Source organism: Ruegeria sp. CDSC079 (assembly GCF_059610505.1).
Map to the genome: position 1 here is coordinate 397,495 of NZ_JBXWNT010000003.1, position 13,403 is coordinate 410,897.

At 57.2% G+C, this 13,403-nt stretch carries 11 protein-coding genes; 7 read left to right on the forward strand and 4 right to left on the reverse strand.

The window, feature by feature from the left end:
• Positions 1 to 6: 6 nt before the first annotated feature.
• The 7 genes from AC2FIC_RS07725 (at position 7) to AC2FIC_RS07755 (ending at position 9,105) form a co-directional block, all read left to right on the forward strand.
• Positions 7 to 756, forward strand: coding sequence for a basic amino acid ABC transporter substrate-binding protein (locus tag AC2FIC_RS07725; protein ID WP_282027178.1), 750 nt, complete (start codon positions 7 to 9; stop codon positions 754 to 756).
• A gap of 65 nt (positions 757 to 821) precedes the next feature.
• Positions 822 to 2,468 carry an amino acid ABC transporter permease gene (locus AC2FIC_RS07730; RefSeq protein WP_496691370.1) on the forward strand — a complete coding sequence of 549 codons (1,647 nt, stop codon included), beginning with the start codon at positions 822 to 824 and terminating at the stop codon, positions 2,466 to 2,468.
• Positions 2,432 to 4,429, forward strand: coding sequence for a beta-galactosidase (locus AC2FIC_RS07735; RefSeq protein ID WP_496691369.1), 1,998 nt, complete (start codon positions 2,432 to 2,434; stop codon positions 4,427 to 4,429). The genes AC2FIC_RS07730 and AC2FIC_RS07735 overlap by 37 nt, the downstream gene beginning before the upstream one ends.
• Before the next feature lie 141 nt (positions 4,430 to 4,570).
• Positions 4,571 to 5,695, forward strand: a complete 1,125-nt coding sequence (locus tag AC2FIC_RS07740) for an extracellular solute-binding protein (RefSeq protein WP_496691368.1) — start codon at positions 4,571 to 4,573, stop codon at positions 5,693 to 5,695.
• 117 nt (positions 5,696 to 5,812) lie between these two features.
• Complete coding sequence (locus tag AC2FIC_RS07745; RefSeq protein WP_142636146.1) at positions 5,813 to 6,925, forward strand: ABC transporter ATP-binding protein; 1,113 nt, start codon at positions 5,813 to 5,815, stop codon at positions 6,923 to 6,925.
• 12 nt (positions 6,926 to 6,937) lie between these two features.
• Positions 6,938 to 7,858: an ABC transporter permease gene (locus tag AC2FIC_RS07750; protein WP_142636148.1), complete on the forward strand. Its 921-nt coding sequence runs from the start codon at positions 6,938 to 6,940 to the stop codon at positions 7,856 to 7,858.
• On the forward strand, positions 7,855 to 9,105 hold the full coding sequence (locus tag AC2FIC_RS07755; RefSeq protein WP_142636150.1) for an ABC transporter permease: 1,251 nt from the start codon (positions 7,855 to 7,857) through the stop codon (positions 9,103 to 9,105). The genes AC2FIC_RS07750 and AC2FIC_RS07755 overlap by 4 nt, the downstream gene beginning before the upstream one ends.
• Positions 9,106 to 9,132: 27 nt before the next feature.
• On the opposite strand, the gene AC2FIC_RS07760 is transcribed toward AC2FIC_RS07755, so the two are convergent.
• From AC2FIC_RS07760 to AC2FIC_RS07775, 4 genes are read right to left on the reverse strand one after another with little or no spacing between them, the layout of a single operon-like run.
• Positions 9,133 to 11,052 (reverse strand): beta-galactosidase, encoded by a 1,920-nt coding sequence (locus tag AC2FIC_RS07760; protein ID WP_496691367.1) that lies wholly within the window; start codon positions 11,050 to 11,052, stop codon positions 9,133 to 9,135.
• The gene (locus AC2FIC_RS07765) at positions 11,049 to 11,909 is read right to left on the reverse strand and encodes an SMP-30/gluconolactonase/LRE family protein (protein WP_496691366.1); all 861 of its coding nucleotides are present in this window, start codon (positions 11,907 to 11,909) and stop codon (positions 11,049 to 11,051) included. Before AC2FIC_RS07765 ends, AC2FIC_RS07760 begins: the two co-directional genes overlap by 4 nt.
• Positions 11,906 to 12,511, reverse strand: a complete 606-nt coding sequence (locus AC2FIC_RS07770; RefSeq protein ID WP_496691365.1) for a 2-dehydro-3-deoxy-6-phosphogalactonate aldolase — start codon at positions 12,509 to 12,511, stop codon at positions 11,906 to 11,908. The genes AC2FIC_RS07765 and AC2FIC_RS07770 overlap by 4 nt, the downstream gene beginning before the upstream one ends.
• A complete protein-coding gene (locus AC2FIC_RS07775) occupies positions 12,508 to 13,401 on the reverse strand; it encodes a 2-dehydro-3-deoxygalactonokinase (protein ID WP_496870104.1) in 894 nt (297 codons plus the stop codon). Before AC2FIC_RS07775 ends, AC2FIC_RS07770 begins: the two co-directional genes overlap by 4 nt.
• Between the last annotated feature and the right edge of the window lie 2 nt (positions 13,402 to 13,403).

Consider the following 13,403-nt stretch of genomic DNA (forward strand, 5'->3'; position numbering starts at 1 on the left):
CCGGAGATGTTAAGAAACCTATTTGCCGCCGCCGCCCTGACCGCGCTTGCCGCGCCTGCTGTGTTTGCAGCGGATCTTGAAGGGCGCGTACTTAAGATTGGAACAGATGCCACCTATCCGCCCATGGAGACGGTCGATGAGTCCACGGGTCAGATTGTGGGATTTGACGTCGATGTGATGAATGCGATCTGCGAAAAGGTGAACTGCGTTCCGAATTTCGTGAATACAGCCTGGGACGGAATTTTCGCCGCGCTTCAGCAAGGAGAGTTCGACCTCGTGATCTCGGGCGTCTCGATCACGCCTGAACGCGAAGAAAACATGGATTTTTCCGAGCCTTATATCATTGTTAGCCAGGCCATCCTGCTGCAGGTCGATAATGCCGACATGACGTTGGATGACTTCAAAGCAGGCGGTCAGAAACTGGCCGCGCAGACCGGCACCACCAATGCCCAGCTGGCCGAAGAGCTGGTCGGACGCGAGAATGTCAGCCTGTATGACAATTTCTCTGCAGCGATCCTGGCTTTGCAGAATGCTGACGTACAGGGGGTGATCATTGATGGAACCTCGGCATCGGCATATGAACAGGAATTTGCCGGGGAATTGGCTGTAGGCATCACAGGCCTTCAGTCTGATCCACTGGGTATTGTGTTTCAGGAAGGTGACGCAACCGTTGACGCCATAAACGAAGGGCTGGCCGCCATTCAGGCAGACGGTACGATGGACGCATTGGTTGCCAAATACTGGGGCACTGAATGAGCCGTTGAAACCCTTTCTGACCCGGCGGGAAAACCTGCCGGGTCAAGCATAACCCGAGGGACGCCATGATCCGCCTAAGCTCGATCCGGCCGAGTAATCTTGTTTTGCTCGCCGCTGCCCCGTTCATCATCTACCTGTTTGCCTCATCCTCGAAATATCTGAGGTCATTGGTTGCCATTTTGGGGATTGGTGAAAATGCGGGGCCCATTTTTGTTGGGTTTCTTCTGATACTGGCTGTGGCCATATTGGCCTATCTCTCGGCGCGCCACATCCGGTTTCAAACGATAGCGCCGAACTGGTTGAGGATTGCGGCGGTTTTGGCAATCCCGGCCTCGGTCGGGTTGGCGATCCTTGGACTTGTCCAGCCTCAGGTGCTGATGCCCTTTGCGGAATCCGTCTTCTTTAATGCGCTCAGCGAAAACACGTCTGAGTTCATTGACCGATCTTCGCAACCTTGGGTCTTGTTCCCCGAGATCGTCGCAAAGGTGCAAATGAGATTACAGGCCCTGCTGGTAGGGTTTGCGATGGTGGTTGCGGTGATCCCTCTTACGGCCCGTTTCCCACAATCCATGAAAGTCTATGTTCAGATTGGACTCGAACTGCTGACCGGGCTGGTTTTGTTTTACCTGATGTTTCTGGCGCATTGGCAATTTGCGACCGGGGTCGCGATAACGTTCCGTGCAGCGATCTTTGCCTATATCTTTGCGGCCATTATGGGTCTGGTCTGGGTCGGTTTGCAGTCCTTCAAGCCCAAAGCTCGAACAACCGTTGTCTATGGGTCCATCAGCCTGACACTATTGGCCGTGTCGGCGTTCTTTTTTATGCAACCAAAGGTGAGCTTTGTTCTGGTTGGCAGTACTGAAGCAAGAATTGCCATTGTTCGGGGTACGCCGCAGGCCCAGGCGGATTTGATCCGCTTCGGAGAGTTCGACGGAGGTGAAGGCCAACAGTATCGCATTCGCAGCGCCCCCGATGCCGTCTCTGCACTGGATCAGATCACAACCGTCGACAGCGTATCTGGTGCTTTTGTTCCGGCTGGCATTCATACGCAGGGCTATCCGGTGATCTGGCAATCCAGTTTTCTGCCAGACAAGTTTCGTAACCCGGCGCTGACTTTTGCGGTTTTTGGGTTTTTGCTTCTGACACTGACGGTCGGAGGCGCACAGCACAAGCTGCATCCGCTGGCTGTAGGGGCCGAGTTTTTTGTCGATACCATTCGCGGCATTCCAATGCTGGTCATCATCCTTTATATCGGCTTGCCGCTTGCCGGTGCGGTCAAGGATGCGACAGGTGGCGGCATCGACATGACCAACATGACTCGCGGCATCATCGCCATTTCCATAGGGTATTCGGCCTATATGGCCGAGATTTTCCGATCAGGGATTGAGGCCATCCCACGAGGTCAGATCGAAGCAGGCGGCTCGCTTGGGCTGTCCCGCTGGCAAACTGCCCGGCTGATCATCCTGCCGCAGGCGTTGCGCATCGTGACGCCGCCTTTGGGCAATGAGTTTATCGCGATGATCAAAGATACCTCATTGCTGTCTATCCTGTCGGTTCGCGACATGACCCAACGCATGCGCGAGTTTCAGGCCTCAAGTTTTCTGCCCTTCGCGCCATTCAACACAGCGGCGATCCTCTATGTCGTGGTGACGCTTGGTTGCGCTAGTTTCCTCAAATGGATCGAACGCCGCAGCGCACGGGTAAACCGATGAGCAGGCTTGAGCTGGGCGTTTGCTATTACCCCGAGCAATGGGACAAATCGCTGTGGCGCGACGATGCTAAGCGCATGGTCGATATGGGATTGGATTGGGTTCGGATTGCTGAATTCACCTGGGGCCTGATCGAGCCGGAAAGAGGCCGGTTTGAATGGGGCTGGCTGGACGAGGTAATTGGAATTCTGGGCGATGCCGGTTTGCGCGTGATGATGTCGACGCCTACGGCTGCACCTCCGAAATGGCTAGTGGATGACTGCCCTGAGATCCTGCCAGTGGGGCCGGATGGCCGGGTGCGTGGGTTCGGGTCGCGCCGACATTATTGTTTTTCCAGCGATATCTACCTGACCGAGGCCCGTCGGATCACCACGGAATATGCCCGTCGATATGGCGAAAATCCATTTGTTCGTGCCTGGCAGATCGACAATGAATATAACGATCACGATACGGTTCTGAGCTATTCCAATGCCGCTCGCACCGGTTTTCGCAGATGGTTGCAAGACCGCTATGGCACGATTGAGGCGCTTAACCGAACATGGGGGACAGTGTTTTGGGGGTCGCTCTATTCCGATTTTGATCAGATCGAACTGCCTATAAGTTTGGTGGCCAGCCCGAACCCGACCCATGCTCTGGATTTTGCCCGCTATTCTTCGGATCGGGTGCGGGATTTCAATCGTGCTCAGGCGGATATTCTGCGCAGGTTTGCGCCGGGGCGCGATATTACCCATAATTTCATGGCAGGCAGCTTTGAGTTCGACCATCACGCTGTTGCGGCGGATCTGGATGTAGTCGGTTTTGACAGCTATCCGCTTGGCAACCTGTTGGGATCGTCGCTGTCTGATGAAGACAAACGTCGATACCTGCGAACAGGCGCGCCGGACTATCAGGGGTTTCACTGCGATTTGTATCGCAGCCAGGGCAGGGGCCGAATGTGGGTTCTGGAACAACAGCCCGGTCCGGTGGACTGGGCCGAAAAGAACCCCTCACCTGCGGATGGGATGGTCAGGCTTTGGACTTGGGCCGCTTTTGCCCACGGTGCACAGGCAGTGATGTTCTTCCGATGGCGTCAGGCGAAGTTCGCGCAGGAACAATTCCACACGGCGCTTCTGCGGTCGGATGGCAGCCCGGATCAGGCCGCGCTGGAACTGGCGCAGGTTGCACAAGAGCGTGCTGCCCTGCCGGAAGTCACCCGGCAGAAGGCAGCTGTGGCAATTCTGTTGGATTACGAATCCATTTGGGCTGCAGATATCCTGCCGCAAGATGACGCATTCCCGAATGCCGGGATTTTCCGGGTTTGGTATGCTGGCCTGCGTGCATTGGGGGTCGATCTGGATTTCGTTGGTCCCGATGATGATCTGACAGGGTATTCATTGATCGTATTGCCGCAAAACATGATCATCTCGCCCGATCTGGCAAAGAGATTGCACCACAGCCAGGCCAAATTGCTGATCGGTGCCCGTGCGGGCAGCAAGACTGTGGACATGTGGACCCCTGAAAATCTCGCTCCCGGTGAGTTGGCCGATCTTGCAGGGATAAAAGTCGTACGCGTCGAATCCCTGCCGGATCTGGCGGGTGAATCCGTAAGCCTCGAGAGCACCGGAACCTTTGATTTTAAGGGCTGGCGGGAAGTCATCGAGACCGAAAATCAGGTAATCGCGCATTTCGTAAGTGCTTACAAGGCTGGCAGTCCGGCGATTGTGCAATCGGACCGGGCTATGTATCTGGCGATGATCCCAAACGGACCGTTGCTACGGTCGATCCTTATTAAAGCGCTGACATGGGCGGGCCTTCCGATACGGGAATGTGACCCGGACCTTCGTGTTACACAGCGGGGTGACCTCGGCTTTGCGTTCAACTTCGGGGCTGCCGCACAGGTTCTGCCGGATGACGAAAATCGGCAATATATTGTTGGTACTTCAGAAATCCCATCCTATGGTGTCTCAGTCTGGAAGTGGAAGTAAACCAGAGCTTGCGGACATGATTGCAAACTGGACCTATGAATTCTGCAAACTGTCCCTTTTGGACTGACAGCTTTGCAGCAACCCTCTAGCCTGTGATTGCATAACAATAGGACTGAAAGTCCAACTATGGGAGAATCGAATATGGCCGAACGGAAAAACCTTTCCAGACGTACTATCTTGAAGAGCGCAGGGGCGGCAGCACTTGCTGCACCGCTGTACAGCAAAAGCGCGCTGGCGTCCTCGGGTGAGATCAACATTCTGATGTGGTCCGATTACCTGCCGCCAGCATTCTTGCAGGAATTCGAGACACTGACCGGAATCAAGGTGAACTATACCGGTATCGGGTCGAACGAAGAAATCATCAACAAGATGAAGGCCACCAAGGGGCAGGGTTTCGACATCGTGTCGCCGACCAATAACCGGTCTTTGCAGTGGGAACCGCTTGAGCTGTTGCAGCCATTCGACATGAACAAGGTTCCGATTGATCTGGTGAACCCGGCGATGGCAGCGATTGGTACAGATGCCTGGAACTTTGGCGATTCCGGTGTGCATTGGTTGCCACATATCTGGGGCACCGAAGGCATCGCATATCGGACTGACCTGTGGCTGCCTGAAGGTGATGCACCGTCCTATGGCGATGTCTGGTCCGAGGCAAACGCAGGTAAAACCATGGGCCGCGCGCATTCGATGATGCTGGGCGCAGGCCTGTACATGGAGCGCGCAGGCGAGATGGAGCCCGGTTCCGTCTGGGCCGCTTATGGCGACGAAGATACCATGCGCAAGGTTTGGGGTCAGATCGCAGATTGGTGCATCGAACGTAAAAACCGCATCAAGCTGATCTGGAACGACGCGGACACACAGAAGAACGGTCTGTTGAACGAAGGTGTGATTGTTGGCCAGACATGGGATGGCCCGCCGCTGGCACTTAAATCTGCAGGTGAGCCTGTGCATTATCAGGCTCCGGTTGAGGGGGCGATGGCCTGGGTTGATGGTATGGCAATTCCAACAGGTGCTGCCAATATCGACCAGATCTATGCCTTCATCGACTTTGCCTACCAGGCCAAACCGGCCGGTGTTGCGATCGACAGCCACGGGTACAACTCGCCCGTTCTGGGTGCCGACCAATATTCGGGCGACACCTACAAGAAGAACTTCGCCGAAGCCTATCCGGGCGACTCGCTGGCCAACCTCAATCCGTGGCCGGCCGAAGCGCCCTGGTATGCGGAAACCCGGACCGAGTTCGTCAACAAGTTCAAAAGCGCCTGATAGCTTTTCAAAAAAGTGCCCTCCGCCAAACGCGGGGGGCTCCCAACCCGCACGCCACTGCGTGACGGAACCCATTTGGGTGCGCACCACCAAGCGCATCAATCGGAGATACCAAAAATGAGTGCAGGGGTCGGTGTAGATCTTGAAAACCTGTGGATCCGTTTCGGCGATTTTGTCGCGGTGCGGGACGCAAATGTGAACATAAACGGGGGCGATTTCTTTTCGTTCCTGGGACCATCCGGTTGCGGCAAGACAACGATTTTGCGCGCTGTTTCGGGGTTTCTGGACCCCAGCGAGGGTAAGGTTCTGATCGGTGGTAATGACATGCGCGGCATCGGGCCCAACAAGCGCCCGACTGCCCTGATCTTTCAGAACCTCGCGCTGTTCCCCCTGATGAAAGTCTGGGAAAACATCACTTTCTCGATGGAGATCAAAGGCGCCAGCGCGGCCGAGCGCCGCAAGCGGGCCGATGAGCTGTTGGACATGATCGCGTTGCCGGGACAGGGTGACAAGCTGCCCAGCGAACTTTCGGGTGGTCAGCGTCAGCGCGTGGCGATTGCCCGCGCCCTATGTGCCGAACCCGATGTACTGCTGCTGGACGAACCGCTTTCGGCGCTGGACCTGAAGTTGCGCCAGCATATGCGCACCGAGCTGCGCGAGATTCAGAAGCGTGTCGGTATCACCTTTATCTATATCACCCACGACCAGGGCGAAGCGCTGACCATGTCGGACAATATCGCCGTAATGCGTGCAGGAGTGATCGACCAGATTGCCGATGGCAAGACAATTTACAATGACCCCAACACGGCTTTTGCGGCGTCGTTCGTTGGCGAAAACAACGTTTTCCGCGGCAAGATCAAGCAAGTCATGGGAGATGAGGCGCTGATTGCAACCAACCGATCCGGCGATCTGGTCGCACGGATTTCCACTGTAAATCAGGGCAAGCTGAAAGAAGGCGATGACGCGATGATGTTCATTCGCCCCGAGGCGCTGGCGATTGCCCCGGACGGTGCAGTGGGCGACCATTTTGTAACCGCCCGCGTGAACCATGAAGAATTCGAAGGTAACGCCTTCAATATTTTCACCGAAGGCGATGGCGGCAAGGAAATTAAGGTATCGCTGCCCAATCTAGGCCAATCTTTCGATGACCATACCGGGCAGACCATCACGTTGGAATATCAGACCCATAATGCGGTTCTGGTTCCAGCGGGTGAGCTGGCCGCGGAATAAGGGGATAAAAATATGCCCCATTTTCTGAAAGAATTCTTCAACCGCAACGGCACCGGCATGGGATTGATGATACTGGGTTTGGTCCTGTTCTGGACCATCGGCCTGATCATCCTGCCGCAGCTGTCGATGCTGGATTTCTCATTCCGGCCAAACCTGCCCCCGCCCGAGATCGGGGGGCCAAAGGATGTCTATACGCTGGAGAACTACAAATACCTGATCTATGGCCCGGAAGGCGGCAGCCAGGACTATAACGCCGTCGATCTGAGGGTGTTTTTCCGCACCCTTCTGGCCGCGGTATGCGTTACGATTTTCAACCTGATCCTGTGCTATCCGATCGCCTATTATCTGGGTCAGTCCAAGGGCAGTCACATCCGCATCTTTGCGATCATGCTGATCATCCCCTACTGGATCAATGAGATCCTGCGCGCCTTTGCCCTGCGGATCATCTTTGGCGAAACCGGTGTACTGAACACGCTGTTCACTGGGCTGGGGGTCTGGGATATGCCGTTTGATTTCATCCGCAATGACATCGCGCTCTATGCCGGGCTGGGCTATGCCTATATCTTGCTGATGATCTTCCCGATGTATAACGTCATAGAAAGTCTGGATAAAAACCAGATCGAGGCGGCGCGAGATTTGGGAGCCCCCTGGTGGCGTATCCATTGGCGCGTGGTCATTCCCTATGCCAAGCCAGGGATCAGTTCGGGCTGTACTATGGTGTTCATGCTGTCCGCGGGTGCGCTGGCCGCGCCGCAAATTCTGGGCGGGCCGTCCTCCCTGTGGTTCACGCAGCTGATCTATCAGCAGTTCAACGACAACAATGACTGGCCGCAGGGTGCCGCCTACGCCATCGTTCTGCTGGTGACCTGTATCTTGTTCGTGCTGGCCGTCATGCGCCTGTTCAAGGTGAATATGGGGGATATCGGGAAATGAATTTGTCCTTCCTCCGTGTAAGCATCTGGGTCTACCTTGTGCTGTTCTTCCTGTACCTTCTGGGTCCGCTGGTGATCATGTCAGTCACGGCCTTTAACTCGTCCGAATTCCCAAGGATGACACCGTGGGAGTGTCTAACCTTCCAGTGGTTTGGCGAATTGTTTCAGGACCAACGTATCCTGAACGGCATCAAGAACTCACTGATCATCGGCGCCGGAACGGTGGTTCTATCGGTGGCGATGGGTCTTGCGGGCGCGCTGATGCTGACGCAGATCTGGCCAAAACTGCGCGCGACCTACTATACGGTCATCATCGCGCCGATCCTGATCCCGGGCGTTGTTCTGGGTATCTCGACACTGGTGTTCTGGGACCGGATCAACCGGATGTTGGGCTTGGGTGCCGACAGTTTCCTGTCAAACGGGATATTCCTGACGGTGATCGGCCAATCCACCTTTATCGCCAGCTATTGCATGCTGGTGCTGGTGGCACGGTTGCAGCGCTATGATATGGCGCTGACCGAGGCCGCGCTGGATCTGGGTGCAACCCATGCTCAGGCGTTCCGCAAGATCATGCTTCCGTTCATGCGTCCGGCGATTGCCAGCGCGGCAGTGCTGGCGTTCTTGGCCTCGTTTGAGAACTACAACACCACCACCTTCACCTTTGGTGAATACCCGACGCTGACCATCGAACTGGCGCAGAAGGTGCGCTATGGCATCACGCCCTCGATCTCGGCGCTGGCCTTCATCATCGTGGCGCTGACGGTGTTCTTTGCCCTGCTGAACGAGGCCAAGCTGAAGCGACAGGAACTGGTGGCTGCTGCACGCAAGAACGCCACGGTCGAGGAACTGGCGGGCAAGATCAAGCTTCCCAGCTTCTTTGCCGGGAACCTTGCTGCGGTTCTGCTGGTTGTCTTTGCGGTTGCCACGATCACTGTGGTCGGAACCGCAACCGCCTACAATCCGGCTCAGTGTGTCGCAGATGTCAAAGAGCAAAAGCGCCTTGAAGCTGATCTGCGTATTCAAGAGCTGCGCAAGCAGCGCGAAGAACAGCGCAAAAAGCGCGAGGCGGAAGCGGCTGAGCAAGAGGGAGAGGGTGCGCAGGAATCGGCCCCGAAACCCTCAAATAACAGCGGTTTCGGCAATGTGTTTGCGCCGAATACTCTGGGTGACGAAGAAGAGGATTCTGGTACTGAAACGCCTTCGGGCAATGGCGGTGCCTTTGATCCCAACAGTTTGCAGGCGAACTAAGCGCCTCGCAGTTTGCGCCCGCCGGGGTTACCCCTCGGCGGGCGTGTCATTTTCCTGAATGAACACATCACAGGCTTCGATCATCCGGCCGTTCCATTCAACCGGCGCCGAATTGTAGTTGATCAGGAATGTATGCCCGGCGGTCTGGCGCCGCCGCAAACCCTGAGGCATCGGATGCAAGGCAATGCCTGTCAGAGCAGCGGCCATGCTGATCACGCGATCCCATAACGTGTTATCCGGGAACCCGGCCAGATACCACATGTGGTCGGTCCCTTTCAGGGCAGGTGTTCCGTCTTGAAATGTCAAAAGGCCCGGGGCCTTTCCTGACAGGCGGTCGACCCAGTGACGGGCTGCGCCGCCACCATCAACTTCCCGGGTCACCTGAGGGGGCAGGGTTTCCACAAGATCGACAGTGCAATCCAGTGCAGTCAGCCCGGGGCGACCAGTTGCGGGTATCTGAAAGTCCTGCGTGATGGCGCCAGAGCGCGGGCCCAGAACAGCCAGATCACAACCATTGGTCAGGCGTTGTTCCAGATCGGGTCCGATGGTCGCCAGACCCGGTGCAAGGATCACCTTATATCCCGCCTTTGGGATGTTATCCGCAGGCAGGAAATCCACTGACAATCCAGCCCGGCGCAGGGCTTGGTAGGTTGAAAAGACCAGTTTGAAATAGTCGAACCCAGCCCCTTGAGGTTGCGTCGCCCAGGCCCAATCCGAGGCATAGTCGAACAGGATCGCGACATCCGCTCTGGCCTGTGTGATTGCTCCCAGCCCGGCCAGATCATCGGCGGTTTGGCGTGCCTCGGCCAAAGCCGGGGCAGAGCGGTTGTCCGGCGTCAGCAGCCCTGCATGCATCTGTTCTTGCGCAAAGGGCGCCTGCCGCCAGCGGAAATAGCTGACCACCTCGGCCCCATGCGCCACGGCCTCAAGCGACCACAGGCGCACCATACCGGGCAGAGGCGCAGGGTTGTAAGGGGCCCAGTTCACCGGGCCGGGTTGCTGTTCCATCACCCACCAACGCCCGCGCCCCACAGCGCGATACAGATCGTGATGAAAGGCCTGCATGTCGGGATCGCCTTGCTGCAGAAAGGCCGACTTATGTGCCTTATCCGCCTCAAGCCGGTCAGATAGAAACCCGATCGGATAGCTGTCCCATGTGGCGATATCCAAATCGGCACCCACTGCGAAGTGGTCGAAATCCAGCACACGCCCCATGTAATTGTGCAGCAAAGGCGCATCGGTCAGGGGCCGCAGCACTTCGACCTGTGCTCTGTTGAAGGCCACCACCTGATCTGAACTGAACCGCCGGAAGGCCAGAACATGGGCCGGGTTGGGTTCTGTTACTGTCAGGTTCGGCAGGTCGATCTGATCAAACCTGTCATATTCCATTGACCAGAACACATTTCCCCACGCTGCATTCAGGGTTCCAATCGTGCTGTATTGACCTTCCAGCCAGTTTTGAAAGGCGTGTAGGGCGGGTTGGCTATAGCTGACAGTGGTGTCGTGGCAGCCATATTCATTGTCGATCTGCCATGCAGCGACATGCGGGTTGCGCCCATAGCGTTCGCCCATGACACGTGCGATCCGAACGCATTCTTCGATATACCCGGTATGGCTAAAGCAATAATGTCTGCGAGAGCCGAACTTGCGCGGCTGACCCTGCGCATCCACGGCAAGCATGTCCGGGTATTTGTCCAGCATCCAGCGTGGCGGCGTCGCTGTTGGCGTGCCCAGCACCACTTTCAACCCGGCAGCACCTAAGGTTTCGATCGCGCGATCCAGCCAGTCGAAGTGCAGATCGTCAGACGTGGGCTCCATCTGGCTCCAGCCGAACTCGCCTATCCGTACCCATGTCAGGCCGGTTTCGATCATACGTGCTGCATCGTCCGCCCACATCACCTCTGGCCAATGTTCGGGGTAATAGCAAACGCCAAGTTTGGGGTTCATAGGATGACTCTGTGTTCTGCCTGACCTTTGCCTGCGTCGGGCGCGGCAAAGGTCATTCCGTTGGTAGGTTGGGTTTCAATCTGTGCCGCATCCAGCCCTTGGCGAGCGGTGGTGCAGAACAGCGTTGTCAGGTCTGGCCCGCCAAAAGCCGGGCACGAGGCATGGGCCGCGTCAAAACCGACTGCCTTCAGGAACCGACCCTCAGGCGAGTAAGCAGCCACGCGGTTGGCGCCCCATTGGGCGATCCAGATATTTCCGCTCGTATCGACCACCGCGCCATCAGGGTTCAGCTGGTCTTTGGTAAGGTCGAGGAACACGGTGCTTTGGCCTTCTGGCCACCCGGTTTCCGGGTCCAAACTCCAGCGCATGACCTGTCTGGTGACCGTGTCGGTGAAATAGGCGCAAGAGCGATCCGGCGCAAAACAGATGGCGTTCGAGATCGTGACATCCGGCACCAGCCGCCGCAGCTCTCCGCGCCAGAACCGATAGATGGACCCTGCGCCGGGTTCGGCGTTCTTGCCCATGGTACCAATCCAGAAACCGCCCCAGGGGTCAGCGCGGCCATCGTTGGAACGGGTGACGGTATTGTCCGCTTCAAGATGGGTAACCAAGGCACGTTCGCCGGTTTTCAGGTCAAACCGCCATAGCCCGGTTTCAGATGCCATCAACAGCGTGTCTTGGTCCACCCAGCCCGCGGCCGAGACATTTTCGGGGAACTGCCAGCTTTGCTGTTGCCCGTCCTTCTGGGTCATCAGGCGGTTGCCTGTGATGTCGAACCAGAACAGCTGTGCGCGCTCCGGGTGCCACAATGGCCCTTCGCCCAGATCGCAGGGACGGTCGTCAAACACGACACTCATTGGGTGGCCTTGTCATAGGCCAAGACGATCTTTCGCGCGCGCTCTGCAATGTCGGCAACGGCCATTCCCGGTTTATACAGGGCTGAGCCGATCCCGAACCCGTCCGCCCCGGCCTTGAGCCAATCGGCAAAGTTTTCAGGGCCCGCCCCACCCACAGCAAAGACAAGCGCGTCCTTGGGCAGGATCGGGCGTATTGCGGCCAGGCCCGAAGGCCCCGCCATCACGCCCGGAAACAGTTTGAGCCCGGTTGCCCCTGCGCTGAGCGCGCCAAAGGCCTCGGTCGGGGTATAGACGCCTGGCCAGCTTTGTATGCCCAGTTTGATCGTCTGCTGTATCACCTCAGCGTCGAAATTTGGCGAGACGATCAGCTTGCCGCCGACCCCGGCCACCGCATCAACCTGTTCGATGGTCAGGACGGTCCCGGCGCCGATCAATGCGCGATCGCCGAAACGTTCCGCCAGAATGCCGATGCTGGTCAACGGATCGGGTGAATTCAGGGGCACCTCGATCCGGTCTATGCCCGCGTCGATCAGGGCCTGCCCGACTTCGGCAGCCTCGGTGGGTTGCAGACCGCGCAGAATTGCAATGATAGGACGGCTCATGCGGTTTGCCTCGTCAGATTTTGGGCCTGCAAAAGACCTGCCAATGTAGATTGCGTGCTGTCGGCTATTTCAACAAATGTACCCTGCTGTTTCAGCGCGATGGCATAGATTTCCGAGAGGCTTTGGTCCCCGATAATGGCAATCTGCTGGCCCAACCAATAGGGACGGGACGCGGCCAGTTCCGCTCCGATCAGGTATCCCGACAGACGCGCACGTGCGACACCGGAGTCCTGACCCTGCAGCAGATCAGTGGCCCGCAGGCCGAAAAGGCGCGCGGCAAGTTGTTCCGGTCGGGACAGGGCATCCGCCACAGCCTCGGCAAAAGCCGCGTCGTCCCAGCCTTCGCTGACCGTATGTTTTAGGACGGATTGATTGCTGAGCAATCCGAAGATTTCGCCTGTCATGAATGTGCGGAAGCTGACGACTTCATCCGCGCTGACCTGTACCCATTTGGTATGCGTTCCGGGCAGGCAAATGATGCCGTCCCAGTTTGGCCGGTGGGCCAGAAAACCGGCGATCTGTGTCTCTTCTCCGCGCATGACATCGGGGGGGCTTGTTTGCTTTAGCCCGGGTACGACAAAGGCGCGGATACGGGGATCTGTTGCCGGAACGCGGACAGGTGCAACGGAAACAGGAACCGAAGGTACAGCGGAATATGGTGCCTCAACCCAGCCCTGACGCGCACCCACCATACCGCAGGCGACCACATCCATGGCGGCATCGCCAAGCCAGCCCTCGATCAGGTCCAGCAATGCTTTTTGAAACCCATCCCGGGGAATTTGGTCCATGCCGCTTGCGGACTGAGCCTGGTCCAGAATGGTGTCACCTTGCATTGCCCATGCCCGCAGATGAGTTGTTCCCCAATCAACAGCGATCCATTCGATTGTCATGT